22 protein-coding genes are annotated in these 24,948 nt (G+C 72.0%); 16 read left to right on the top strand and 6 right to left on the bottom strand.

Annotated features, from left to right (window positions below; all coding sequences use genetic code 11):
- Window positions 1-146 precede the first annotated feature (146 nt).
- From glnA (ACXJKF_RS15585) to ACXJKF_RS15570, 4 genes are all read left to right on the top strand, one after another.
- A complete protein-coding gene (gene glnA, locus ACXJKF_RS15585; protein ID WP_456788622.1) occupies window positions 147-1,571 on the top strand; it encodes a type I glutamate--ammonia ligase in 1,425 nt (474 codons plus the stop codon).
- A 251-nt stretch (window positions 1,572-1,822) separates the two neighbouring features.
- Complete coding sequence (locus ACXJKF_RS15580; RefSeq protein WP_456788621.1) at window positions 1,823-3,610, top strand: carboxypeptidase-like regulatory domain-containing protein; 1,788 nt, start codon at window positions 1,823-1,825, stop codon at window positions 3,608-3,610.
- Window positions 3,611-3,744: 134 nt separating this feature from the next.
- Window positions 3,745-3,954 carry a chemotaxis protein CheW gene (locus ACXJKF_RS15575; protein ID WP_456788620.1) on the top strand — a complete coding sequence of 70 codons (210 nt, stop codon included), beginning with the start codon at window positions 3,745-3,747 and terminating at the stop codon, window positions 3,952-3,954.
- Between the two features lie 66 nt (window positions 3,955-4,020).
- Window positions 4,021-4,779, top strand: a complete 759-nt coding sequence (locus tag ACXJKF_RS15570; protein WP_456788619.1) for a hypothetical protein — start codon at window positions 4,021-4,023, stop codon at window positions 4,777-4,779.
- A gap of 5 nt (window positions 4,780-4,784) precedes the next feature.
- Here the strand turns inward: ACXJKF_RS15570 and ACXJKF_RS15565 are convergent, their stop codons facing one another.
- A complete protein-coding gene (locus ACXJKF_RS15565) occupies window positions 4,785-5,327 on the bottom strand; it encodes an NUDIX domain-containing protein (RefSeq protein WP_456788618.1) in 543 nt (180 codons plus the stop codon).
- 102 nt (window positions 5,328-5,429) lie between these two features.
- On the opposite strand from ACXJKF_RS15565, the gene ACXJKF_RS15560 reads away from it, so the two are divergent.
- Together ACXJKF_RS15560 and ACXJKF_RS15555 are read left to right on the top strand one after the other, a co-directional pair.
- Window positions 5,430-7,415, top strand: a complete 1,986-nt coding sequence (locus tag ACXJKF_RS15560; RefSeq protein WP_456788617.1) for a pectate lyase family protein — start codon at window positions 5,430-5,432, stop codon at window positions 7,413-7,415.
- A gap of 117 nt (window positions 7,416-7,532) precedes the next feature.
- On the top strand, window positions 7,533-9,077 hold the full coding sequence (locus ACXJKF_RS15555; RefSeq protein WP_456788616.1) for a DUF4153 domain-containing protein: 1,545 nt from the start codon (window positions 7,533-7,535) through the stop codon (window positions 9,075-9,077).
- A gap of 7 nt (window positions 9,078-9,084) precedes the next feature.
- Here ACXJKF_RS15555 and ACXJKF_RS15550 read toward each other — a convergent pair whose 3' ends face one another.
- Window positions 9,085-10,725: a hypothetical protein gene (locus ACXJKF_RS15550; protein ID WP_456788615.1), complete on the bottom strand. Its 1,641-nt coding sequence runs from the start codon at window positions 10,723-10,725 to the stop codon at window positions 9,085-9,087.
- A gap of 228 nt (window positions 10,726-10,953) precedes the next feature.
- Here ACXJKF_RS15550 and ACXJKF_RS15545 point away from each other — a divergent pair, with 228 nt between their 5' ends.
- Complete coding sequence (locus ACXJKF_RS15545) at window positions 10,954-12,111, top strand: AI-2E family transporter (RefSeq protein ID WP_456788614.1); 1,158 nt, start codon at window positions 10,954-10,956, stop codon at window positions 12,109-12,111.
- On the opposite strand, the gene ACXJKF_RS15540 is transcribed toward ACXJKF_RS15545, so the two are convergent.
- Together ACXJKF_RS15540 and glnA (ACXJKF_RS15535) are read right to left on the bottom strand one after the other, a co-directional pair.
- On the bottom strand, window positions 12,102-15,083 hold the full coding sequence (locus ACXJKF_RS15540; protein ID WP_456788613.1) for a bifunctional [glutamine synthetase] adenylyltransferase/[glutamine synthetase]-adenylyl-L-tyrosine phosphorylase: 2,982 nt from the start codon (window positions 15,081-15,083) through the stop codon (window positions 12,102-12,104). The genes ACXJKF_RS15545 and ACXJKF_RS15540 overlap by 10 nt on opposite strands.
- 110 nt (window positions 15,084-15,193) lie before the next feature.
- Entirely contained in the window at window positions 15,194-16,531 is a 1,338-nt protein-coding gene (gene glnA / locus ACXJKF_RS15535) for a type I glutamate--ammonia ligase (protein ID WP_456788612.1), read from the bottom strand.
- A gap of 81 nt (window positions 16,532-16,612) precedes the next feature.
- On the opposite strand from glnA (ACXJKF_RS15535), the gene ACXJKF_RS15530 reads away from it, so the two are divergent.
- Genes ACXJKF_RS15530 through ACXJKF_RS15520 form a run of 3 tightly spaced genes read left to right on the top strand, consistent with a single transcriptional unit; the run spans window position 16,613 to window position 20,099 of the window.
- A complete protein-coding gene (locus tag ACXJKF_RS15530) occupies window positions 16,613-18,301 on the top strand; it encodes an NAD+ synthase (protein WP_456788611.1) in 1,689 nt (562 codons plus the stop codon).
- A 23-nt stretch (window positions 18,302-18,324) separates the two neighbouring features.
- Window positions 18,325-19,134: a 3-methyl-2-oxobutanoate hydroxymethyltransferase gene (panB, locus tag ACXJKF_RS15525; RefSeq protein WP_456788610.1), complete on the top strand. Its 810-nt coding sequence runs from the start codon at window positions 18,325-18,327 to the stop codon at window positions 19,132-19,134.
- Window positions 19,131-20,099 carry an endonuclease/exonuclease/phosphatase family protein gene (locus ACXJKF_RS15520; protein ID WP_456788609.1) on the top strand — a complete coding sequence of 323 codons (969 nt, stop codon included), beginning with the start codon at window positions 19,131-19,133 and terminating at the stop codon, window positions 20,097-20,099. The genes panB and ACXJKF_RS15520 overlap by 4 nt, the downstream gene beginning before the upstream one ends.
- Before the next feature lie 10 nt (window positions 20,100-20,109).
- On the opposite strand, the gene ACXJKF_RS15515 is transcribed toward ACXJKF_RS15520, so the two are convergent.
- Window positions 20,110-20,283 carry an SPOR domain-containing protein gene (locus tag ACXJKF_RS15515; RefSeq protein ID WP_456788608.1) on the bottom strand — a complete coding sequence of 58 codons (174 nt, stop codon included), beginning with the start codon at window positions 20,281-20,283 and terminating at the stop codon, window positions 20,110-20,112.
- Window positions 20,284-20,364: 81 nt separating this feature from the next.
- Between ACXJKF_RS15515 and map the strand changes: the two genes are divergently transcribed.
- From map to ACXJKF_RS15485, 6 genes are all read left to right on the top strand, one after another.
- Window positions 20,365-21,237: a type I methionyl aminopeptidase gene (map, locus tag ACXJKF_RS15510; protein ID WP_456788607.1), complete on the top strand. Its 873-nt coding sequence runs from the start codon at window positions 20,365-20,367 to the stop codon at window positions 21,235-21,237.
- A complete protein-coding gene (ppgK, locus tag ACXJKF_RS15505) occupies window positions 21,234-22,010 on the top strand; it encodes a polyphosphate--glucose phosphotransferase (RefSeq protein WP_456788606.1) in 777 nt (258 codons plus the stop codon). Before map ends, ppgK begins: the two co-directional genes overlap by 4 nt.
- A gap of 4 nt (window positions 22,011-22,014) precedes the next feature.
- Window positions 22,015-22,782, top strand: a complete 768-nt coding sequence (locus tag ACXJKF_RS15500; protein ID WP_456788657.1) for an MBL fold metallo-hydrolase — start codon at window positions 22,015-22,017, stop codon at window positions 22,780-22,782.
- Between the two features lie 5 nt (window positions 22,783-22,787).
- Window positions 22,788-23,081 (top strand): DUF6191 domain-containing protein, encoded by a 294-nt coding sequence (locus ACXJKF_RS15495; RefSeq protein ID WP_456788605.1) that lies wholly within the window; start codon window positions 22,788-22,790, stop codon window positions 23,079-23,081.
- A gap of 40 nt (window positions 23,082-23,121) precedes the next feature.
- Window positions 23,122-23,532, top strand: a complete 411-nt coding sequence (locus ACXJKF_RS15490) for a VOC family protein (RefSeq protein ID WP_456788604.1) — start codon at window positions 23,122-23,124, stop codon at window positions 23,530-23,532.
- A gap of 71 nt (window positions 23,533-23,603) precedes the next feature.
- Window positions 23,604-24,488, top strand: a complete 885-nt coding sequence (locus tag ACXJKF_RS15485; protein ID WP_456788603.1) for a hypothetical protein — start codon at window positions 23,604-23,606, stop codon at window positions 24,486-24,488.
- Here the strand turns inward: ACXJKF_RS15485 and ACXJKF_RS15480 are convergent.
- Entirely contained in the window at window positions 24,481-24,930 is a 450-nt protein-coding gene (locus ACXJKF_RS15480) for a GatB/YqeY domain-containing protein (protein ID WP_456788602.1), read from the bottom strand. The two genes, ACXJKF_RS15485 and ACXJKF_RS15480, sit on opposite strands and share 8 nt — an antisense overlap.
- Window positions 24,931-24,948 lie beyond the last annotated feature (18 nt).

Here is a 24,948-nt window from a genome sequence, read left to right as displayed (position 1 = left end):
CCACGCCCAGGGCATAGGGTCAACATTCGTTACACGAGGGGCGGCCCCGTAACGCTGTCGAAACACTTGGTACACGACAGAGAAACGGGGCGCTCGTAACCTCGCCTTGCCCGACCCCACGGGTACCACCGACCGAGGAGCAGCGGATGTTCAGCAAGCCAGAGGAAGTCCTGGCGTTCATCAAGAGCGAGGACGTGAAGTTCGTCGACGTCCGGTTCTGTGACCTGCCCGGCACGATGCAGCACTTCAACGTCCCCGCGTACTCCCTGGAGCTGGACTTCTTCACCGAGGGCCAGATGTTCGACGGGTCCTCGATCCGCGGCTTCCAGGCGATCCACGAGTCGGACATGAAGCTCATCCCCGACATCAGCACCGCGTACCTGGACCCGTTCCGGGTCGAGAAGACGCTGAACATCAACTTCCACATCGTGGACCCGTACACCGACGAGCCCTACAGCCGTGACCCGCGTCAGGTCGCCGCGAAGGCTGAGGCGTACCTGAAGTCGACCGGCATCGCCGACACGGCCTTCTTCGCCCCCGAGGCCGAGTTCTACATCTTCGACGACGTCCGCTTCCACACGAAGCAGAACGAGTCGTTCTACTCCATCGACTCCTTCGAGGCGGCCTGGAACACCGGCCGMGAGGAGGAGGGTGGCAACCTCGGCCACAAGATCCCCTACAAGGGCGGCTACTTCCCCGTGCCCCCGGTCGACGGGTTCTCGGACATCCGCGACCAGATCAGCCTGCAGCTGGACGCCCTCGGCCTCGGTGTCGAGCGCGCCCACCACGAGGTCGGCACCGCCGGCCAGCAGGAGATCAACTACCGCTTCGACAAGCTCGCCATCTCCGGCGACAAGGTCATGCTGTTCAAGTACGTCGTGAAGAACGTGGCGCACGAGAACGGCAAGACSGCGACCTTCATGCCGAAGCCGCTCTTCGGCGACAACGGCTCGGGCATGCACGTCCACCAGTCGCTCTGGAAGGACGGCGAGCCGCTGTTCTTCGACGAGAAGGGCTACGGCGGCCTGTCCGACCTGGCGCGCTGGTACATCGGTGGCCTGCTCAAGCACGCGCCGTCGCTGCTCGCGTTCACCAACCCGACGGTGAACTCCTACCACCGCCTGGTGCCCGGCTTCGAGGCCCCCGTCAACCTGGTCTACTCGGCCCGCAACCGCTCCGCGTGCATCCGCATCCCGGTCACCGGTTCGAACCCGAAGGCCAAGCGCATCGAGTTCCGCGTGCCGGACCCGTCGTCGAACCCGTACCTGGCGTTCGCTGCCATGCTCATGGCCGGCATCGACGGCATCCAGAACCGGATCGAGCCGCCGGACCCGGTGGACAAGGACCTGTACGAGCTTCCCCCCGAGGAGCACGCTGCCATCCAGCAGGTCCCGGGCTCGCTCGGCGAGGTGCTCGACCGCCTCGAGGCCGACCACGACTTCCTCACGGCGGGCAACGTCTTCACGCCCGACCTGATCGCGACGTGGATCGACTACAAGCGCAACGCCGAGGTCGACCCGATCCGTCTGCGGCCGCACCCGCACGAGTTCGAGCTCTACTACGACGTGTGATCGTCCCGCCTCGCGGCTGCTCCCGTGAGGCGGTGACCTGCAGTGACGGCACCCCCGTCGCCCTCGTGGCGGCGGGGGTGCCGTGCGTTCGGGCGCGTGACGTATCTCCCCGCCGACGGGGCTGCTCCTTTTGTTCGAGCAGGCACACCGACGTGCCTGCACTCATCAGGKGGCAGAAGACCATGGCATACGAGATCCGCGGATCCCTGTGGGGAACGCTGTGTCACGACGTTCGAGAGCCGCTCGCCGGCGTGGAGCTGCGCGCGTACCGGTCGAGGGGCGACCGGGCGACGGAGCAGGCGGTCGCGGCCGACAAGGAGACGTTCCACGAGGTCGCCGAGGGCGAGCGCACAGGAGCACCGCTCGCTGTCGCACGCATCGACGACTCGGGGGCGTACGTCCTGACGATCGATGACAAGGAGTACGACGGCGGTCCGCTGGACCTCGACCTGTACGTCGAGAAGCCGCCACGGCCACGGCACGACCCGACCGCGAAGCCGCGGCAGTTCGCGGTCACCACGCTCCAGCCGCGCTGGCGCCAGACCGAGGACCGCATCATCGCGGTGTGGGAGTACGCGGTCCCGAACCGGTTCTGGTGTCACATCCTGGCGCTGTTCGGCATCTGGACGATCAGCGGCCGGATCACGACCTGCAGCACCAAGACCGCGATCCCGGGTGCCGTCATCACGGTGTTCGACGCCGACTGGCTGCAGGACGACCCGCTCGGCACCGCGACGACGGACGGGACCGGTCACTACGTCCTGACGTACCTCGCGTCGGACTTCCGGCGCACGCCGTTCTCGCCGTACGTGAACGTCGAGCTCACCGAAGGTCCGGACGTCTACGCGAAGGTCGAGCTCGGCGGGCAGCCGATCATCAGCGAGACGCAGGCGGACGGTCGCAAGCCGGGCCGGCAGAACGTGGGGCACTGCTTCTGCCTGGACCTGTGCTCCGACCTGGAGGTCGGCGGTCCCGAGACCGTGCCGCACTGGCAGCAGGTCGAGGCGTTCGACATCCACCCCGGCAACGGTCTGCCGGGCTCGTCGTTCGACACGCTCGGCTACGCCGACCCGTCGGGTGGCGCCTACGTGTTCGGGGGCTCCGTGACGCTGCGGGGCAACTGCCCGCTCACCGACCTCGGCACCGGGCATCCGCTGAAGTACCGGTTCCTGGTAGGCGAGTACACCTGGACCGGCGGCACGGAGGATCCCGCGAACCCGCCGACGGTCGCCCCGGTGAGCCTGACGCCGGTGACGACGCAGGTCGTCGGCACGCACGTCGGGTACGTGTTCTACACCGACGGCAACGGACAGGCGCAGTCGACGGCCGTGGTCGTGACGGCGGCCCACCTCGACGCGGACGGTTTCGTGCAGGTCGCCGGCCTGCCGGTCACCGTGCCGATGTTCAACCCGCCGGGGTCGACCGCGGTGGTCAACGTGAGCGGGTCGAACTTCCTGCGCACGTTCGACCTGCTGGAGCTGAACACGGCGGCGTTCACAGCGCTGCACCCGCCGAAGAAGCCCGGCGGTCTGCCGATCGCGCAGGCGGGCGAGACGCTGCCGACAGCCGAGCAGGAGCCCGTCCGCCGCTACCGGGTGGGCTTCGAGGTGCGCGACGCGGTCACCAACGCCCCGACCCACTCCGACCAGCTCGACGCGATCATCTTCGACAACTCGCCGGTCATCGCCACGCTGGACCTCGAGGAGCTGCGGCTCAACGCCTGCAACCCCCTGTCCAGCGCGACCCTGATCCACCTGCTCTACACGGTGGACCACCCGCACCTGCGGAAATTCTCCGTGTCGATCACCAGCAACGGTCCTGCGTCCCACCTGCCGCCGGAGACGCCGTCGGCTGCATTCACCCCGGGGAGCTACTCGTTCCGGGGCGGCGCCTCGGGCCCGCACAATGGAACGAACACGGGAGGCGTCCCGATCGACGTGGCCCTCGACCCTGCGTGCGCCTACGCCGTCAACCTGGGCTGGGTGACGCGTCGGTACCTCGACACGGGCCAGACGCTGCAGAGGCTGTACTGCCACTGACACCGGCTCGGGGCGTCCGGGTGCACCGGGCGCCCCGAGCAGGACCAAAGGCCCGTCCGCGCGCGGCCCGGGCGGTGGACGATGGACGTGCCGGCAACCCCGGCCCTGTCCGTGTGCACCCACCAGGAGCGCTCATGTCCGCCATCCACCCGTCACCTTCCCCGCGCGACCGTGTCCGACGCCTCGTCGACACCGTCCGGTGGGCACCCGCACCCGTGTGGGGCGAGTCGGCCGGCGAGCACACGCGCTTCTCGGTGTACCTGGCGGGGAGCATGCTCGCCTGGGCCGTGGCCGGTCTGGTGATGGCCGCACTCATCGGGACGGCGCTCGGTCTCGTCGTCTGACCGGGGTGCCGCACGTCACAGCGACCTGCGGCGCGCGCACCGCGGACCGACCGGCAGGGTGTGGGTATGGCTTCCTCGCGCACCATCCGTCCGGCGGCGGCGCTCGTCACCGTCCTGCTCCTCGTCGCCGCCTGCGGGTCGGGTGGCAAACCTGAGGAGCCGACCACCGGGCCGACGAGCGCACCTCCGACCCCGACGTCCGAGGTCGCCACGCCGACCCCGTCGGTCACGGTCGCCTCGGGTCGCCCGACCGCCGCGCCCGCTCAGCTGGTCGCGGCCGGGGCGGTCGTGGAAGGCGCGCCGGCGCAGGTGTCGGGTGTCGGCAGCGCGGCGGTGACCTACACCCGGGGCGGTGAGTTCGCAGTCGTCATCGTCCTCGACTGCACCGCGTGCGCGGCGGGCGCATTGCCCACGGTGCTGACGGGCCCGGACAGGATGACCCCGTACGACGAGGGTGCKGGCCCCCTCGCTGGGTCGTACCTCATGGACGTGTTCGTCGGCAGCGCACCCGAGCAGTCCGTGTGGTTGCAGGCCGACGGCCCCTGGTCGATCCGGTTCCAGAGCTGGAACGACCTCCCGAGCGCGACCGGGCCGCAGAGCGGTACCGGATCCACCGTGGTGCGCGTGTCGGACCAGGGCACCCACGCCGAGGTGACCTGGACCCCGGCCGGGCCGGACGACGTCTTCTCCGGCCGTTTCTTCGGCAACGGCGACCAGCAGCTGTTCGGCAACGACGAGGCGTTCACGGAGGTGGTGGAGCTGCCGATGCCGGGCATCTTCGCCATCCGCACGCACGGCGCTTGGACCGTGACACCGCAGACCTGACGCTGTCAGGTGATCCGGCGCAGGGCGATCGCGGCGTACATCAGTGCCGCGACGGTCTCGCCGTCGGTGATCGTGCCGTCCGCGACCATGGTGATGACGTCGGTCCACGGAACGGTCCGGACGGCGGTGATGCCTTCGACGGCGTGGTCGGTGTCCTCCCCCGAGGGGCGCAGGTCGCGGGCGAGGAAGACGTGCTCCGGCGCGTTGCAGATCCCGTTGAGCGCGAACATGGAGCCCAGGCGCTCCCAGGATCCCGCGACGAGTCCGGTCTCCTCCTGCAGCTCCCGCTGCGCGGCGACCAGCAGATCCTCGCCGTCGGAACCGCCGGCGGGGACCTCGAGCGAGACGCCCGTCGTGTAGCGGTCCACCTCGACGAGCACCACCTCGTCGTCGGCGGTCACCGGCACGACGAAGACCGCCGGGTTGCGGACCTCCACCACCCCGTAGATCCCCGCGCTGCCGTCCGGGCGGTCGACGGCGTCCTCCCGCACCCGGATCCAGGGGTTCTCGTACACGGTGGTCGAGCTGCGCGTGCGCCAGAGCGTCATGAGAGAACCCTTTCAGACGATCCGAGGGATTGCGCTTACCGGACATTCTGTGGCACCTTACGGAAACCGGTTTCTCACCCCTGTCGGAGACAAGGACGTCTCATGCGAGCTCGTCACACCCTCGTCGTCACCCTCGCCGCAGGAGCCCTCCTGCTCCCCACGACGACCGCGAGTGCCACTCCCCCTCCCCCCGCCGTCGACCTCGGCCGCGAGGTCCTCCCCCCGGGCGACGGCTGGGCCTCCTTCGAGGGCCCGACGGTTCCCGACGGCAAGCCCACGGTCGCCACCGGGACCACCGGCGGCTCTGCCGCCGACCCCGCCCAGGTGTACGTGGTCGACACCTGGCAGGAGCTGCGCGACGCCCTCGCCGGCAAGGCGGGCGGCAGCCAGACGGACGCCCGCACCAACACCGTCCCGAGGATCATCTACGTCACGGGAACCATCACCGCCTTCGACCCGGCGACCGCCTGTGACGAGTACGCCTCGCAGGTCACGGTGTCCGACACCGGCAAGCCGTTCAGCATGGCCGACTACATCGCCTACTACGACCCCACCGGTCCGTGGGGCAAGGTCAAGCCGAGCGGTCCGCTGGAGAACGCCCGCATCGCCGCCGMGGCGATCCAGGCCACGAAGACGCTGCAGCACGTCGGCTCGAACGTCACCCTCGTCGGGGTCGGTGACGACGCGCAGATCGTCGGCGCCAGCGTCCGGATCCGCGACGCGCACAACGTCATCGTCCGGAACCTGACGGTGGCCGACGCGTACGACTGCTTCCCCGTCTGGGACCCGACCGACACCGCCGTCGGCAACTGGAACTCGGCGTACGACAACGTGTCCGTGTGGACCTCGACGAGCGTCTGGGTGGACCACAACACGTTCAACGACGGCGCGCACCCGCACTCCGCGCTCCCGGTCGTCTTCGGCCGGCCGTTCGAGACGCACGACGGGCTGCTCGACATCACGCACGGCTCCGACCTGGTGACCGTCAGCTACAACGAGTTCGAGGAGCACGACAAGACCGAGCTCATCGGCTCGTCGGACTCGCGGCCCCAGGACCGCGGTCAGCACCGCGTGACGCTGCACCACAACCACTGGGTCGACATCGGCCAGAGGGCACCGCGCGTGCGGTTCGGTGACGTGCACCTCTACGACAACCTCTACACGCAGACCACCGAGGGCCTGTTCCAGTACTACTGGGGCGCGGGCATCGAGTCGAGCATCTACGCGGAGAACAACGCGTTCGAGCTGGCACCCGGGGTCGACCCGGCACGCATCATCACGCGCTGGGCGGGCACGCAGCTGTTCGAGACCGGCTCGACCGTGAACGGTGCGCCGACCGACATCCTCGCCGCCTTCAACGCGACCGCGCCCGTCCCGCTGGCACCGACGGCACGCTGGAACCCGGCTGACGTGTACGCCTACACGCTCGACCCGGTCGAGGACGTTCCCGCGATCGTCCGTGCGCAGGCAGGTGCGGGCGTGCTCGCCTCCGGCACCCCGGTGGCCACAGCCGCACCCGCCGTCGCCGTCCTCTCCGACGACAACGGCCAGGGCACGGGCCTGTTCGACGGTGCGTACAAGGTGACGGCGAACCTCTACTGGGGCCAGAACGCCACGGTCGCCAAGCTCTACGAGAACGGCGTGCTCGTCGACGCCGAGTGGCTCACCGGAACGACGCCCCGCCGCCAGACGGTGGCGTTCCCGATCACCGGCCGGGTGAACGGGACCTACACGTACGTGGTCGAGCTGCTCAACCCGTACGGCACCAGCACGTCGCGCCCGCACACCGTCATCGTCAAGGACGCGTCGCCTGCCGTCGCCGTCCTGTCCGACGACAACCGCGACGGTGACGGCGCGTTCACCGTGACGACCAACCTCTGGTGGGGCACCAACGCGACGCACTACGCGCTGTACCAGGACGGCGTGCTGGTCGACGAGCAGGAGCTCACGGCCGCGACGCCCCGGCGCCAGACGGTGCAGACCGCAGTGACCGGCCTCGCACAGGGCACCTACCGGTTCGTGGCCGTGCTGAGCAACGACGCCGGCAGCACGTCGACGGCCGAGCGGGTGGTGACCGTGCGGCGGTGACCTGTGCGCGGGCTGGGAGTTGGTTGTGGAGGGACCGGGCACTGGTGCACACAACGTGCACGGGACCCCCGCGCAAGTCTCTGACGTGCGGGAACACGCGGTCTTAGCGTGTCGTCCATGAGCGACACCGGAGCACCGACGCCCCCGACTCCCCCTGCTCTCCCCGGCCCGCCACCCTCCTGGGTGGCGRGCCGGGGCGTGCCCGTCCCGCGCGAGGCCGGCCGGCTCGCCCGGGTCCTCGTCGCGTTCTGGGCGGAGCGACGGCGTCCGGTCGCCGTGAGCACCCTGGTCGGGTGCGCCGTGGTCGGGGTGCTCGGCGGCGTCCTGCTCGTCGACAACCAGCCGGGACTCGGTGCCGCGATCGTCGGTCTGCTCGTGTGGGCCGCGGCGGCCCCGGCGCTCGTCCGCCGGCGCAACGTGAACGACCTGATCACGGCCGCCCTCTCGATCACCCTGTTCGCCGTCGTCGCCGTCCGCGACGCCGGCTGGGTCGTGGTGCTCTGCGCGCTCGTCGCCGCCTGGACGGGCGTGGTCGCCGTGACGTCCTCCCGGTCGGCACCGGCCGCCGTGCTCGCGCCGCTGACGTGGGCGGCAGGCACCGTCCGCGCGCTGCCGTGGGTGGCGAAGGGCCTCGAGACCCACACCGGGTCGCGGCGTGGACAGCTGCTGGTCGCGCTGCGCAGCGTCGGGATCACCGTCGGCCTGCTGCTCGTGTTCGGTCTCCTGTTCGCCAGCTCCGACCGCGTCTTCGCCCGGCTGATGCCGCGCGTGGACGCGGACCTGCTGCCGGGCCAGATCGTCGTCGGCGTGCTCGTGGCCGTCGTGGTCGCGACCCTCGCGCACCTCGCGCTCGCTCCGCCCAGCTGGTCGGACGCCCGGCTCGCGCCACGTAGCCCCGCGAAGCGCGGCGAGTGGCTGCTCCCGGTGGTCGCTCTCGCCGCGCTGGTCCTGCTGTTCGTGACGGTCCAGGTCGGCGCGCTGCTCGGCGGTCACCGGCACGTGCTGGAGACCGAGGGCCTGACGTACGCCGAGTACGCACGCGAGGGATTCGCCCAGCTGGTCGTGGTCACCGCCCTCGCCCTCGTCGTCGTGGCGGTCGCCGCCCGACGCGCGCCCCGAGAGACCCCGACGGACAGGCTGCTGTCCCGCCTCGCCCTCGGTGCGCTGTGCCTGGGCACCCTCGGTGTCGTGGCGTCGGCGCTGCGGCGGATGGACCTGTACGTCGACGCCTTCGGGCTCACGCGGCTGCGCGTCTTCGTGACCGTCACCGAGATCACCCTCGCCGCGATCTTCGTGATGCTGCTCGTCGCGGGGATCCGGTGGCGCGGCGGGTGGCTGCCGCGGGCGGCCGTCCAGGCGGTCGGCGTGGCGATGCTCGGTMTGGCGCTCATCAACCCCGACGCGCAGATCGTCCGCCACAACACCACGGCCGATCTCGAGACCACCCTCGACGCCGGCTACCTCGCCGGGCTGTCCGCCGACGCGGTCCCGGCGTTCGACCAGATCGAGGGCGAGCCCGCGCTGCGCCGGTGCCTGCTCGCGACCGCGAGCGTCGCACCCTCCACGGGCGTCGGCGACTGGAACCTCGGCCGGGAGCGCGCGGCACAGGTGCTCGCCGCCGAGCAGCCCGACAGCGACCGGTGGTGCCTGTCGGACCGGTGACCCGTGGTCAGACGAGGACCGGTTCCTCCTCCTCGACGGGCGCGGCGCCACGTGGTCGTGCGGCCAGCGTCACCAGGCCGAGGACGAGGAGGGCGATGACGAACACGCCGACCACGTACGCGGGGGTGAGCCGGTCGGCCAGGACGAGCGCGAGGGCGGCCAGGGCGATGATCACCACGCGCACGAGGGTGCGCTGCTGGTCGAGCCAGACGCCGACAGGTCCCGTGCTGATCCCGCGGCGGTCGCCGGCGGAGCGCACCCACGCGGAGGCGTGGGACGACGACGCACGCAGCTGCCGGGCCGCCGTGGTACCGCCCGCGACGAACGCGATGATGGCCAGCAGCAACCCGAGGACCAGTCCGACCCGCAGCTCGATGCGCAGCAGGGAGACGAACTGGTCGTAGATCGCGACCGCGGTGTCGACGCGTTGCACCTCCGGGGGCAGTGCGTTGGCGTACAGCGATCTCCCGAGGGTCAACGCGATGCCCAGGAGCAGCATCGCGCCCGCCAGGGACAGACCCGCCACGACCAGGGCCCGGGACCGGTGCTGCGCGGCGAGCACGCCCGCGGCGAGCAGGGCCAGGGACAGGTACGGCAGCAGCCCGCCGACGATGTCGATCAGCCGGTACGCGCTCTGCAGCCGCACCAGGTCGGCGCTCGACGCGATGGGGAACGTCACGTTGATCGTCGGGATCCGGCTCACCAGCGTGAAGCCGGCCTGCTCCAGCGACGTCTTGACCTGCTCGATGATCGGGGTGATGTCCAGCGTGAGCTGACCGCTGTCGCTGATCTGCGCGAGCGCGTCCGGGTCGCCGCGCAGCGTCGCGACGATCTGCTCGTGCGCGGCCCGGTTGGCCTCTTCCCAGACGTTCTCGAACTGGTCCGAGCTGACGATCTTGGTGACGTTCTTGCGGATGAACCCGGTGATCGCCTCCTGCAGCGGCGCCTGCAACGAGGTGACCGCCTGGCCGACCAGCGGCGGCAGGTCCAGGCCCGCCACCGCGTCGGTCGCCTGCGTGGTCAGCTCCTCGACGTTCAGCGCGTCCACGACCGCGACCGTGATCCGGTTCGCCACCGCCGACTGGACCAGCGGGTCCTCGGCGATCGGTGCCACCGTGTCGACGTAGCGGTCGGTGTCGACGACGAGCCCACGCGCCCAGCTGCCCACGACCGCGATCGGGGCGAGCAGCGCACCGATGAGGATCAGGACGACCGCGGCCGTCGAGCGACCCACCTTGCGCCGCGGACGAGGCACCACCGCAGCGGGTGGCGGGACGGTGGCCGTCGCCCGCAGGCGCGCGTTCTCGGTCTCCAGGAGCTGCAGCCGTGCCAGCAGCACGGCGCGGTCCTCCGACGGGGAGGACGCCGGGACCTCGACGTCGATGCTCGTCGGGATCTCCGCGGTGTCGTGCGGGGAGCCGGTCGGGATCACGACAGTGTCGTTCTGGTCCGGGTCGTCCGACGGCGCGACGGCGTCCGACGGACCGGTGTCGTCCGGGGTCTCCTCGTCCGGCGTCACGTACGGCGACGTGGTGTCCGGGGTGGCGGCCACGTCCTCGGCGGCCGGCGTGCCGACCGACGGGTCCGCGGCTGGCGGCTTCGCGCCGGTTCCGCGCGGCTTGCGGGGCGACGGCTTGTTCTCGACCACGAAGTGCCCTCCCGATATGTCGGACCTGGTGCGACCTCCCGAGCATGGCAGTTGCGCTGCTCAGAGCGCGAGAGGCGGACCCGCACCGGCTCGACCGCGTGGCGCGGGACCGCCAACCAGCCCGCCCGGACCGGTACGGTGCCCGAAGACGAACGCCGCCCGCGAGCCCGCTCGCCTGCCCGCACGGGGGACCCGATGCCGAACAGCCCTGCGACCCGCCTGACGAGCGTGAGCCGCCCCGATCCCCGCAAGCCACCGGCGTGGTTGCCCCGCGCGCTCCTCATGACCGGGATCGCGGTCTTCCTCGGGCTCGCGACGTGGCGGGCGCTGTCCCTGCTGGGCAACGTCATCTTCATCGTGGTGATCTCGTGGTTCCTGGCCCTCGCCATGGAGCCGCTGATCCGCTGGCTGGTGGCCCGCGGTCTGCGGCGCACGCGCGCCACCGGCCTGGTGATGGTCGCCTCGCTGGTGGGGATCCTCGCGGTGATCGCGCTGTTCGGCGGCCTGTTCGTCACGCAGGTCATCGAGCTCGTCCAGTCGCTGCCGGAGTACTACGCGCAGTTCGCCGACTGGGTGACGCAGCGGTTCCCCGTCGAGATGCCCGAGGCCGACGACCTGCTGATCGGCCTCAGCGAGAACTGGCAGCAGCTCGCCCCGGGTCTCATCGGGCTCGGCTCGTCCATCGTCGGCGGGCTGTTCACCGCCAGCGCCGTCCTGCTCGTCGTCTACTACATGGCGAGCGCCGGCCCGAAGCTGCGGGCGGCAATCTGCCGGATGCTCGCCCCCGCCCGGCAGCGCGAGGTGCTGCGGCTGTGGGAGGTCTCCCAGGAGAAGGTCGCGGACTTCATCAACTCGCGCATCGTGCTGGCGGCCCTGTCGACGTTCTTCACGTTCATCTTCCTGTCGGTGCTGAGCATCCCGTACGCCCTGCCGCTCGCGGCGTTCACGGGCGTGGTCTCGCAGTTCGTCCCGACCATCGGCACGTACATCGGTGGCGCCCTGCCCATCGCGGTGGCGCTGGCCGTCGACCCCGTCAAGGGCCTCCTCACGCTGGCGTTCATCGTCGGGTACCAGCAGGTGGAGAACCTGATCTTCTCGCCCAAGGTGTCCTCGCGGTCGCTCGAGATCAACCCGGCGATCTCGTTCCTCGCGGTGATCGCCTTCGGCGCGGTCTTCGGCCCGATCGGCGCCTTCCTCGCACTGCCCGTCGCGGCAACGATCCAGGCGGTCTCGTCGACGTACATCCGCCGGCACGACCTGGTCGACGACGAGCTGCTCCGCGAGGACGCGCAGGCGATGCGACGGCAGCGCGGGTGGGTGGACGTGCCGGAGGACGAGCCGGACGAGCCGACCGAGCCATCGGGCCGTCCGGACGCTCAGCCGTAGAAGACGCGCTCCACGACCGCCCGCGCCCGCCGCGCGGTCCGCAGGTAGTCCTGCTCCAGCTCGCCGCCCGACCCGGCGGGGTACCCGACCACGCGAGCCAGCCCGGCGAGCGCCTGACGGTCGTGCGGCAGGACGTCGGCGTGCGCTCCCCCGCGACCGCTCCAGAGCACGTTGGCGTCCCGCAGCCGGCTCGCCAGGAGCCACGCCTCGCTCAGCACCCGCGCGTCGTCCTCGTCGAGAAGCCCTGCCGTGGTGGCCGCGTCGAGAGCGGCGAGCGTCGCGGTGGTCCGCAGGCCGGGCACCTCGTGGGCGTGCTGGAGCTGGAGGAGCTGGGCCGTCCACTCGACGTCGGAGATGCCACCGCGGCCGAGCTTGAGGTGCCGGGCGGGCTCGACGCCCCGCGGCAGGCGCTCGGACTCGACCCGCGCCTTGATGCGGCGCACCTCACGCTCCACCGACGGGTCGACACCACCGACCGGGTACCGCAGCGGGTCGATCAGCCGCAGGAACCGCTCGCCCAGCTCGTCGTCCCCGGCCACCGGCCGGGCCCGCAGCAGCGCCTGGCTCTCCCACGGTGAGGACCAGCGGTCGTAGTACTCGGCGTACGAGTCGAACGAGCGGACCAGCGGGCCGTTGCGGCCCTCCGGACGCAGGTCCGCGTCGACGTCGAGGGTCGGCTCCGGCCCGACCGACCCGAGCAGCGTGCGCAGCTTCGTCGTCACCAGGAGCGCGAACTCCTGCGCCGACCGCGCGTCGGCCCCCTCGACGGGGTCGTGCACGAAGAGCACGTCGGCGTCGGAGGAGTAGCCCATCTCCGCACCGCCCCACCGACCCATCGCGACGACGAGCAGCCGGGTCGGGCTGGTCTCCAGCCCCTTGTCGGCGCGCGCCTCCCACTCCGCCACCCGCAGGGCGCCGACGAGCACGACGTCGGCCGCGACGCTCAGGCTCCGCGACGCACGCTCGCCGGTGACGACGCCCAGCACGTCCGCGGCGGCGGTCCGGGCGAGCTCCCGTCGACGCAGCCCGCGCAGTGCCGTCACCGCCGTGACCTGCTCGTCGGACCGCGTGAGGATCGCGTCGGCCTCCGCGGTCAGCCGCTCGAAGGTGCGGGGCACCAGGTCGGCGTCGTCGGCCAGCCATGTGACCGACTCCGGCGACCTCGTGAGCGCGTCGGCCACGTAGCGGGAGGTCGACAGCACCTGTGCGAGCCGACGGGCCGCCGTGCCCGAGTCCCGGAGGAGCTTGAGGTACCAGTGCGTGGTGCCCAGCTCGTCGGAGAGCCGGCGGAACGCCAGCAGTCCCCCGTCGGGGTCGGCGCCGTCCGCGAACCAGCCGAGCATGACCGGGAGCAGCTGCCGCTGGATCGAGGCGCGGCGCGAGACCCCCTCGGTGAGGGCGGCGATGTGACGCATGGCGCCTGCCGGGTCGGTGTAGCCGATCGCGGCGAGCCGGGCCTTGGCAGCCTCCGGTGCCAGGCTGGCCTCCGCGGTCGACAGCTGGGCGGTCGCGGGCAGCAGCGGCCGGTAGAACAGCTCCTCGTGCAGGCCACGGACCTCCCGTCGCGTGGAGCGCCAGCGTTCGAGCAACCCGTCGGCACCCTCCGCCCGCATGCCGATCGAGCGCGCGAGCCTGCGCAGGTCCGGCTCCGCCGTCGGCAGGAGGTGCGTGCGACGCAGCCGGTGCAGCTGGATCCGGTGCTCCAGCACGCGCAGCAGGCGGTAGCAGACCGCGAGCTGCGCCGCGTGGTTGCGGCCGACGTACCCACCGGCAGCCAGTGCGGCGAGAGCCGTCAGCGTGCTGGGGCTGCGGATCGACTCGTCCGCGCGCCCATGCACCAGCTGCAGGAGCTGCACCGTGAACTCGACGTCCCGCAGGCCGCCGACCCCGAGCTTGAGCTGCCGGTCCGCCTCCGCGGCGGGCACGTGCCCCTCCACCCGTCGGCGCATCGCCTGCGAGTCCTCGACGAAGTGCTCACGCGTCACGGCGCTCCACACGAACGGCTGCGTCATCTCGACGTACTCGCGCCCGAGCGCCTGGTCGCCCGCCAGCGGCCGCGCCTTGAGCAGCGCCTGGAACTCCCAGGTCTTGGCCCAGCGCTCGTAGTACGCCTTGTGGCTCGCGATCGTGCGGACCAGCGGCCCGTCCTTGCCCTCCGGACGCAACGCCGCGTCGACCGGCCAGAGCGCCGGCTCCCCCGACGGCGTCGAGCACACCCGCGCCAGACCCGCCGCGAGCCGCGACGCCGCAGCGAGGGCCTCGGCCTCGTCGACACCGTCGACCGGCTCGGCCACGTAGATGACGTCCACGTCGCTCACGTAGTTGAGCTCCCGGCCGCCGCCCTTGCCCATCCCGATGACCGCGAGCCGGACACCGAGACCCTGGTCGTCGAGATCGGCCCGGGCCAGGGCCAGCGCCGACTCCAGCGCGGCACCGGCCAGGTCGGCCAGCGCCGCCGCGACCCCCGGCAGTCGGCTGAGCGGGTCCGCGCTGGTGAGGTCGGTCGCCGCGATGCGCAGCAGCCGCGTCCGGTAGGCGAGCCGCATCGCGTCGGTCCCCGCGGCGCCGACGAGCGTCGCCACCGGGACGTCCGCCTCCGCGTCCGCTCCGACCGCGCCCAGGAGCTCGGCCCGGACCTCGGCCACGGGGACGCCCGTCCCCAGCGTGTCGTCGAGGAGCACCCGCAACGTCTCCGGGTGCGCGACGAGCGTGTCCCCCAGGGCCACGGACGCGCCGACGACGGCGAGCAGCCGCGCGCGCGGCGGACCGTCCTGCTCGAGGATCCCGCGCAGCAGCCCGAGCAGGTCCCGATCCCCGACGACCGCGCCGGCGAGCTTCGCGAGCGCGAGGAGCGCCTGGTCCGGGTCGGCGACGTCCGCGAGCGGCGGGATGAGCACGTCTGCGGGCGCCGCGATGACCTGCAGCAGCGCCGCGTCCGCGAGCAGCCGCTCGGAGCGGCCAGCGTCAGACACGCCGACCCGGGTCAGCCGCCCGGCCAGCGTCGCCCCGCGCCCGGCCGAGGTCGAGCTCACAGCACCGGCGGGCTCACGGTCCTGCGACCGCCGGGTGCCGTCCGGAGCACTCACAGCACCGGGAGGAACCGCCGCAGCTCGTACGGCGTCACCTGCGAGCGGTAGGCCTCCCACTCCTGGCGCTTGTTGCGCAGGAAGTAGTCGAACACGTGCTCGCCCAGCGTCTCCGCGACGAGCTCCGACTTCTCCATGAGGGAGATCGCCGCGTCCAGCGACGTCGGCAGCGGCTCGATGCCCAGGGCGCGGCGCTCCGAGTCCGTGAGCTCCCAGACGTCGTCCTCGGCGCCCTCGGGCAGGTCGAGACCCTCCTCGACACCCTTGAGACCGGCGGTGAGCAGCAGCGCGTACGCGAGGTACGGGTTGGTGGCGGAGTCGACCGCGCGGTACTCGATGCGGCTCGAGTTGCCCTTGCCCGGCTTGTACATGGGCACGCGGACGAGCGCGGAGCGGTTGTTGTGACCCCAGCAGACATAGCTCGGCGCCTCGGCGCCGCCCCACAGCCGCTTGTAGGAGTTGACGAACTGGTTGGTGACCGCCGTGATCTCGGCGGCGTGCTTGAGCAGGCCGGCGATGAACGAGCGCGCCGTCTTCGACAGCTCCAGGTGACCACCGGGCTCGTGGAACGCGTTGCGATCCCCCTGGAACAGCGACAGGTGCGTGTGCATGCCGGAGCCGGGCTGGTCCGCCAGCGGCTTGGGCATGAAGCTGGCGAAGACGCCCTGCTCGAGCGCGACCTCCTTGACCACGGTGCGGAACGTCATGATGTTGTCCGCGGTGGTCAGGGCGTCGGCGTAGCGCAGGTCGATCTCGTTCTGGCCCGGTCCGGCCTCGTGGTGGGAGAACTCCACCGAGATGCCCATCGACTCGAGCATCGTGATCGCGGCGCGCCGGAAGTCGTGCGCCGTGCCGCGCGGCACGTGGTCGAAGTAGCCGCCCTGGTCGACCGGCACCAGCGGGAGCGTCGGGTCGGCCGGTGCGTCGAACAGGTAGAACTCGACCTCGGGGTGCGTGTAGAAGGTGAACCCCTGGTCGGCGGCCTTCGACAGCGCTCGCTTGAGCACCGTGCGGGAGTCCGCGAGCGACGGCTCACCGTCCGGGGTGAGCAGGTCGCAGAACATGCGCGCGGTGCCGTGCCGCTCGCCGCGCCACGGCAGGATCTGGAACGTCGACGGGTCCGGCTTGGCGATCATGTCCGCCTCGTACACCCGGGTCAGGCCCTCGATGGCGCTGCCGTCGAAGCCGATCCCCTCGGAGAAGGCGGCCTCGAGCTCCGCGGGTGCCACCGCCACCGACTTCAGGATCCCGAGCACGTCGGTGAACCAGAGACGGATGAAGCGGATGTCCCGCTCCTCGACCGTGCGGAGCACGAACTCCTGCTGCCTGTCCATGCGGTACATCCTGCCTGATGAACGGTCCGGTACACGGCCAGTGTCCGGGGCGGGTCTTGCGAGATGGTTAGGCTCGGCCACATGCCTTCCCCCCGCATCGCCCTCGCGCAGATCGACACGCGGGTGGGCGACGTCGACGCGAACGCCCGAGCGGTCCTCGACTGGGCCCGCACGGCCGCCCAGGCGGGCGCCGACCTGGTGGTCTTCCCCGAGATGACCCTGACCGGCTACCCGATCGAGGACCTGGCGCTGCGCGCGTCGTTCCGCCGCGGGGCCGAGGCCGCGCTGCAGCGCACGGCGGCCGCGCTGGCCGACGAGGGGCTCGGCAACCTGGCCGTCCTCGTCGGCACGGTCGGGGAGAAGTCGGTGACGCCGGTGCACGAGCCCGGCGCGCCCGACGGCCCGCGCCGTCCGACCAACCAGGCGGTCCTGCTCCAGCACGGCCAGGTGCAGGTGCGCTACGACAAGCACCACCTGCCCAACTACGGCGTGTTCGACGAGTACCGGATCTTCGCGGCCGGCGACGACGTGTGCGTGATCGACGTCGCGGGCCGGCGGGTGGGCGTCGTGATCTGCGAGGACATCTGGCAGGACGGCGGCCCCGTCTCGCAGATGGACGAGAACGAGGTCTCGCTGCTGGTGGTCCTCAACGCGTCGCCGTACGAGGAGGGCAAGGGGCACCAGCGCGTCGAGCTGGCCGCCCGCCGCGCGCACGAGGTCGAGGCACCCGTCGCGTACGTGAACCTGGTGGGCGCGCAGGACGACCTCGTGTTCGACGGCGGGTCGTTCGTCATCGCCACCGACGGCACGGTGCTGGCGCGCGCCCCACAGTTCGTCGAGCACCTGCTGGTGTGGGACCTGCTCGGCGACGACGACGCCCCCGCGACCGGCACGGTCGCACCGCCGCTCGCACCCGACGAGGAGGTCTACCGCGCCCTGGTCGCCGGCCTGCACGGGTACGTGACCAAGAACGGGTTCCGCTCGGTCGTCCTCGGCATGTCCGGTGGCATCGACTCCGCGCTCGTGGCGACCATCGCTGCCGACGCCCTCGGCGGTGAGAACGTCGTCGGCGTGTCGATGCCGTCGGTGTACTCGTCGGAGCACAGCAAGGACGACGCCCAGGACCTGGCCAAGCGCATCGGTGCCGACTACCGCGTCCAGCCGATCAAGGCGATGGTCGACGCGTTCGAGGCGGAGGTCCCCGTCGAGGGTGTGGCCGCGGAGAACCTGCAGGCCCGGGTCCGCGGCGTCATCCTCATGGCCATCTCGAACCGCGAGGGGCACCTGGTGATCGCACCGGGCAACAAGACCGAGCTCGCGGTCGGGTACACGACGATCTACGACGCGGGCAGCATCGGCGGCTTCGCGCCCATCAAGGACGTCGACAAGTCCCGCGTGTGGGCGCTGGCCCGCTGGCGCAACAACGCGGCCCTCGACGGCGTGTTCGGTCCTGACGAGCTCCCGCCGATCCCCGAGTCCTCGATCACCAAGCCGCCGTCCGCGGAGCTGCGGCCCGGTCAGGTCGACCAGGACTCGCTGCCCCCGTACGAGATCCTCGACGAGGTCCTCGACGCCTACGTGGAGAACGCCGAGGGCCGGGCGGAGCTGCTCGCCCGCGGGTTCGACCCCGCCGTCGTCGACAAGGTCCTCGCCCTGGTCGACCGTGCCGAGTGGAAGCGGCGCCAGTACCCGCCGGGCACCAAGGTGACCGCGCTGGCGTTCGGCCGCGACCGCAGGCTGCCCATCACCACCCGCTGGCGCGAGCCGTGACCACCCCGACAGGAGCTCCACGAATGACTACCCCGAAGCGCGTGCGCGTGCACCACCTGCGCGAGGCGAAGGAGCGCGGCGAGCGGCTGACCATGCTGACGGCCTACGACGCCGTCACCGCGCGGATCTTCGACGAGGCCGGCATCGACATGCTGCTGGTCGGGGACTCCATCGGGAACACCATGCACGGGCACACGACGACGCTGCCGGTGACGGTCGACGACCTGATCCCCCCGGCGCGGGCCGTCGCCGGGGCGGCCAAGCGCGCGTTCGTCGTCGCGGACCTGCCGTTCGGCTCCTACGAGGCGGGCCCCGAGCAGGCGCTCGCGACCGCCGTGCGCATGATGAAGGAGACCGGCGTCGCCGCCGTGAAGTTCGAGGGCGGCAAGCGGGTCGCCGCGCAGGTCAAGGCGATCACCGACGCCGGGATCCCCGTCGTCGGCCACCTCGGCTACACGCCGCAGTCGGAGAACCTGCTGGGCGGTCCGCGCGTGCAGGGCCGCGGCGACCTCGCGGCCGAGCTGCTCTGCGAKGACGCCGTCGCCATCCAGGAGGCCGGCGCCGTCGCCGTGGTCCTCGAGATGGTCCCCGCCCCGGTGGCCGCGCGCGCCACGGAGATCCTGCACATCCCCACGATCGGCATCGGCGCGGGCACCGAGTGCGACGGCCAGGTCCTGGTCTGGGTCGACATGGCCGGGATGACGGACTGGTCCCCCCGGTTCGCCAAGCGGTTCGGCGAGATCGGCGCGGCGCTCAAGGCGGCCGCCGTCGCCTACGCCGACGAGGTCCGCGGCGGCACGTTCCCGGACGCGGACCACCAGTTCGACAAGTGACGCGACCGCGCGTCCTCGTCTGGGTCGTCGCGGCCGGCGTCGCCGGGGTCCTCGTGGCGCTCGCGGTCCCCGTCGCGTCCGGCGTCTACCCCGTCGCGCAGGTCGTCTCGTTCCGTGCGCTGCTAGCGGTGGGCGCCGCGGCAGCGGGCGCCGTGCTGGTGACGGTCCCGTGGTCGCGCCGGCGGCTGCTCCCGCTGGCGCTCGCCTTCGCGCTCGGCGCCTGTGCGCAGGGTGCGGTCCTCGTCGTGCGCTCGTACCCGCAGCAGGCGGCGCCCCCGGAGGCGGCCGACGAGGTGGTGGTCCTGTCCTTCAACACGCTCGACACCGTCGGCGCCGAGGTGCTGGCGGACCTCGTCCTCGCGCAGGGCGCCGACGTCGTCGTCCTGCCGGAGACCTCGGCGACCGTCGCCCGCTCCACGGCGGACAGGCTCGTGGCCGCCGGCCACCCGATGCAGGTGCTGACCGCGGCCGGGAACACCTCGTTCATCGCCGGCACGGCGCTGCTGGTCTCCCCCGACGTCGGCACCTACCCCGTCGCCACGCCGCTCCCGACGCACCTGGGCTCGCTGCGCGCGGATCCGGTCGACCCGGTCGGCTCGCCGGTCCTCGTCGCGGCGCACCCGATGGCCCCCATCAGCCGGGCCGCGATGCCGTCCTGGCGCACCGAGACCCGCCTGATCGCCGACGCGTGCGCGGCGACCCCCGGCGCCATCGTCTCCGGCGACCTGAACGCGACGCTCGACCACCCGGGGCTCGAGGAGCTCGGACCGTGCGTCGACGCCGCACGAGCCGCGGGCGTCGCCTCGTCCGGTACCTGGCCGGCCACCGTGCCGACGGCGCTGGCTGCCCCGATCGACCACGTCCTGGTGGACGCGCGCACCTGGCGGGTGACCGGCTTCGAGGTCCTCCCGCCCACGGGCAGGAGCGATCACCGGCCGATCGTCGCGACGCTCGTGCGCACCTGACCGCCCGGGCTCAGGGCTTCTCCTCGTCCTGCGCCTCCCAGTCCTGGTTGCGCCTGCGCGCCTTCTCCAGGGCCTGCGCCGCCTCCTCGCGGGTCCCGTACGGGCCCATGAGCTTGGTCCAGTCGCTCTGCCGGCCCTCCTCGACCTCGTGGGTCTCGGTGTTGAACCAGTACTTCTCCGCCACGGCGGTCTCCCTTCGTCGGAGCACCGGGTGCCGATGCCTGCTGACCGGCCGCGATGCCCTCCTGTCCGTAGACTGCCAGGTATGCCGCCCGTCCACGCGCCACGATCCGCCTTGGTCCCGGGGACGCTCAGCCCTCGCCGGTCCGTCCCGTCGGAGATCGCCCGTCCCGAGTACGTCGGCCGGCCGGGTCCCGCGCGGTGGACCGGCAGTGACGTCCTCGACGCGGACATGATCGAGCGGGTCCGCGTCGCCGCCCGTCTCGCCGCCCAGGCGCTCGAGCTCGTCGGACGCCACGTCGCCCCCGGGGTCACCACGGACGAGCTGGACGCGATCGGGCACGACTTCCTGGTCGAGCACGGTGCGTACCCGTCGACGCTCGGCTACCGCGGGTTCCCCAAGTCGCTGTGCACGTCGGTCAACGAGGTCATCTGCCACGGCATCCCGGACTCGACGGTGGTCGAGGACGGCGACATCGTGAACATCGACGTCACCGCCTACATCGGCGGCGTGCACGGTGACAACAACGCGACGTTCCTCGCCGGCGACGTCGACGAGGAGTCACGGCTGCTGGTCGAGCGCACGCAGGAGGCGCTCGCCCGGGCCATCAAGGCCGTCGTCCCCGGGCGCGAGATCAACGTGGTCGGCCGGGTGATCGAGAAGTACGCGGCACGCTTCGGGTACGGCGTCGTCCGCGACTACACGGGGCACGGCGTCGGGCCGGCCTTCCACACCGGTCTCGTCGTCCCCCACTACGACGCCGCGCCCGCCTACGACACCCTCATCGAGCCGGGGATGGTGTTCACCATCGAGCCGATGCTGAACCTCGGCACCCCCGACTGGGTCATGTGGGACGACGACTGGACCGTGCTGACGGCCGACGGCCGGCGCAGCGCTCAGTTCGAGCACACCCTGCTGGTCACCGACACCGGAGCGGAGATCCTGACCCTGCCATGAGCAACCACAAGCACGACAAGTCCTCAGAGACGGCGTTCGGCATCGACATCGGCGGGAGCGGGATCAAGGGCGCCCCGGTCTCGCTGGCCGACGGGCAGTTCGCCGCCGACAGGCTGCGCATCCCGACCCCTCAGCCGTCCACCCCCGACGCCGTCGCGGCGACCGTCGCGAAGGTCGTCGACTCGTTCCACCTGGGCAAGGACGTGCCGATCGGCGTCACGTTCCCCGCGGTGATCCTGCACGGCGTCGCGCAGTCCGCCGCGAACGTCGACAAGTCGTGGATCGGCACGGACGTCGAGAAGGCGGTGCACGACGCGACGGGCCGCCGGGTGCTCGCCGTCAACGACGCGGACGCCGCCGGGTTCGCCGAGGTGCTCTACGGTGCCGCCAAGGGCGTGCAGGGCGTCGTGCTCGTCGTGACGCTGGGCACCGGCATCGGCTCGGCGCTGATCGTGGACGGGCACCTGGTGCCGAACACCGAGCTCGGGCACCTGGAGATCGACGGGCACGACGCGGAGTCGCGGGCGGCCGAGAGCGTGCGCGACCGGGACGACCTCGACTGGGCGCAGTGGGCGGAGCGTCTGCAGCGCTACTTCACCGTGGTGGAGAACCTGTTCTGGCCGGATCTGTTCGTCGTCGGCGGCGGTGTGAGCAAGCACCACAAGGACTTCCTGCCGCTGCTCGACCTCCGCACGAAGATCGTCCCGGCCGAGCTGCGCAACGCGGCCGGCATCGTGGGCGCGGCCGCCCTGGCGGCCCAGGCTCACGACTGACGGTCTGCGCGACCTGGTCGAGGTCGCCCCGGGCGTCCACGTCGCGACGAGCGCCGTCTACACGACGACCTCGACCGTCGTCGTCGGGAGCGACGGGTCGTGCCTGGTCGTCGACCCCGCAGTGACCGCCCGCGAGGTCGACGGTCTCGCCGCGACGATCCAGGCGCGCGGGTGGAGCCCCGTGGCCGTCTGGTCGACCCACGCGCACTGGGACCACGTGCTCGACGGTCCGGCCCTCGCGCACCTGCCCCGCTGGTCGGCCGGGGTCCCGGCCACGGATCGCGAGACGCTGGCCGCGGAACGGGACGCCGACCCCGAGCTCGCGCGGGACGGTGGACCGCCCGCACCCGTCGCCGCGACCGCCACCGCGTTCCCCGAGCAGTCCCCCGGCGTGCTCGACTGGCCCGGCCCGACCGTCCACGTCCTCGTCCACGCCGCGCATGCCCGGCCGCACACCGCCCTCTTCCTGCCCGGCTCCGGCGTCCTCGTGGCGGGCGACATGCTCTCCGACGTCGAGATCCCGTTGCTGGACCTATCCGCGGACGACCCCGTCGACGACTACGTCCGCGCGCTCGCTCTGCTGGAGGCCACCGGCGCCGCGCTCGTCGTCCCCGGGCACGGGCACGTCGGGGACGACCTCAGTCGCCGCCTGGCCGCCGACCGCGCCTACCTGGCGGACCTCGTCGCCGGTGCGGAGACCGCCGACCGGCGGCGCACCGCGCCCTGGACCGCCGCGGCCCATGCCGCGCACCAGACCACCGTGGGACGATGACGGGCATGGGATGGCTCGTCGCGGGCGCGGTCGTCACGCTCGCGCTCATGCTCGTCGCGGTGGACCGCATGATGGCCCGGGGCTGGTTCGACCGCCGCCGACCACGCGAGCGCCGCCCGACCGGCGCCGTGGGCGGGTCCGGGGCGTTCGGTGCGCTGGTCGACGTGTTCCAGCCGAACCGCGAGTACCTCACGGCCGAGCAGGACCGCCAGCAGCTGGAGATCAAGCAGACGGGTGACGGTCGGCTCGACCTCGACTCGGGCGTCGTCCGCCTGGACCAGGGGCCGTCGCCCAAGTGACCGGTCGCGCGTGTCGGTGCCCGCACCTAGCGTGCGATGCATGACGCCCGTGGTCTCGCACCTGACGATCGACGCCGCCGACCCGCACGCCCTCGCCCGGTGGTGGCGCGACGTCCTCGACTGGTCCTTCGTGTGGGAGCCCGCCGAGGACGACGACGAGATCGCCATCCAGCCCGCCGACGGCGACGCGGTCGGGTGGCTCTTCATCAAGGTCCCCGACGCCAAGGTCGCCAAGAACCGCCTGCACGCCGACCTGCGCCCACCCAACGGCTCCGACCAGCCCACCGAGCTCGACCGCCTGCTGTCGCTCGGCGCCACGCGCGTCGACATCGGGCAGGGAGAGGTCCCCTGGCACGTGCTGGCGGACCCCGAGGGGAATGAGTTCTGCCTGCTGCGCAGCACCCCCGACCAGCTCGCCGCGGCTCTCGCCGCGCAGGCGTCCGGCGCCTGATCGTTCCCCCGCACGGGTGACGGTGACGCGGCAGGGTCGAATTCGGACGAATCGGTCGGTACCTTCCGTGGATGATCAGAGCCGCACTACCGGTCCTGGGCGACGTCGCCTGGCAAGACTGGGAGCAGTGGGCCCCGCTCGCCGTCTCCCTCCTCACGCTCGTCGCCGCTCTCGGCGCCTGGATCGTCGCGGGCAGAGCCGCCCGCCGGTCCAAGCGGCTGGCTGACGCCACGAACAAGCAGACGAAGGTCTTCGACGAGCAGGTCGCGATCGCCCGGGACGCCATCGCGCTCGCGCAGCAGGAGGCGCAGAGCGCCCGCGCCGACGCCGACCGGCAGCGCGCCGAGTCCCACCGGATGCGCCGGATGCTCGAGGAGGCCCGGCTCGACGTGCTCGCCCCGACGATCGTCGCCCGTGCCTTCCCCGAGGGTTCCGGCACCCCCGGCAGGCCGGCGCTCGAGTACTGCCAGCTGACCTCCGGCGGGCAGGACCGGTGGCGCGTGCTCACCGGCCAGCTCCAGGTCGGGCGCGACGAGACGTACGCGTTCCGTACGGCACTGACGATCTGGTTCGAGAACGTGTCCGACGGCGTGGCCCAGGTCAACGTCATCGAGCCCGCCGGCGGTGAGCTGGACCTGCTGCCGGGACACCCGCTCGTCGTGCCCGCGCGCGAGTCCCGCAGCGTCACGTGGATGCGGCTGTGGACGTCCCGGGACCTCGACAGCGACGCCCGGATCCAGGACCCGGCCGCGTGGCTGTTCAACCTGACGTTCACGGTGACCGACCTCGGCGTGCACGTGCGCGACACCTACGCGTTCGACGGCGACCTGCGGTTCTTCGACCGGGACGGCGCGTGGCTCGTCGTCATGCCCGAGCCGCCCCTGCCGTGGACCTCCGACGTCGCCTCGATGCTCTCGGGCCGCACCTACGAGTCGCTGCCCGCGTCGGTCAGCTGAGCGCGGCGCGCACCAGCGTCGACAGCTTCTTGCCGTCCGCCGACGCACCGGCGCGCGCGCTGGCCTCCTTCATCACCGCGCCCATGTCCCGCACCGAGGTGGCGCCGACGTCGGCGATCACGGCGGTGACCAGGGCCTGCAGCTCGTCGTCGGACAGCTGCGCGGGCAGGTAGGTCTCGATGAGGTCCGCCTCGGCCGTCTCCGTCGCAGCACGCTCCGGCGCGCCCGCGTCCGTGTAGATCTGCGCCGAGTCGCGACGCTTCTTGACCTCGCGCGCCAGGATCTTCAGCACGTCGTCGTCCGTGAGCTCCTTCTCGACCGAGCCCGCCTTCGCCTCGAAGCGCACCGCCCCGATGATCTGCCGCAGGATGCCCGTGCGCTCGGTGTCGCGCGCCTTCATGGCGGTGGTCAGGTCGGACGTCAGCTGGTCGAGGGTGCTCATGGGAGCCATCGTGCCGTG

It is taken from the genome of Cellulomonas sp. P5_C5 (assembly GCF_054049655.1).
The sequence above is the reverse complement of the archived record's forward strand: the minus strand, read 5'-3'. Positions and strand labels throughout refer to the sequence as shown.

Bases quoted from the DNA above. Each gene is read 5' to 3' on its own strand.
- ACXJKF_RS15485 (WP_456788603.1), top strand. From the start codon at position 23,604: ATGATCAGAGCCGCACTACCGGTCCTGGGCGACGTCGCCTGGCAAGAC.
- ppgK (WP_456788606.1), top strand. From the start codon at position 21,234: ATGAGCAACCACAAGCACGACAAGTCCTCAGAGACGGCGTTCGGCATC.
- ACXJKF_RS15480 (WP_456788602.1), bottom strand. From the start codon at position 24,930: ATGAGCACCCTCGACCAGCTGACGTCCGACCTGACCACCGCCATGAAG.
- ACXJKF_RS15575 (WP_456788620.1), top strand. From the start codon at position 3,745: ATGTCCGCCATCCACCCGTCACCTTCCCCGCGCGACCGTGTCCGACGC.
- ACXJKF_RS15495 (WP_456788605.1), top strand. From the start codon at position 22,788: ATGGGATGGCTCGTCGCGGGCGCGGTCGTCACGCTCGCGCTCATGCTC.
- ACXJKF_RS15565 (WP_456788618.1), bottom strand. From the start codon at position 5,327: ATGACGCTCTGGCGCACGCGCAGCTCGACCACCGTGTACGAGAACCCC.
- ACXJKF_RS15490 (WP_456788604.1), top strand. From the start codon at position 23,122: ATGACGCCCGTGGTCTCGCACCTGACGATCGACGCCGCCGACCCGCAC.
- glnA (WP_456788612.1), bottom strand. From the start codon at position 16,531: ATGGACAGGCAGCAGGAGTTCGTGCTCCGCACGGTCGAGGAGCGGGAC.
- ACXJKF_RS15530 (WP_456788611.1), top strand. From the start codon at position 16,613: ATGCCTTCCCCCCGCATCGCCCTCGCGCAGATCGACACGCGGGTGGGC.
- map (WP_456788607.1), top strand. From the start codon at position 20,365: ATGCCGCCCGTCCACGCGCCACGATCCGCCTTGGTCCCGGGGACGCTC.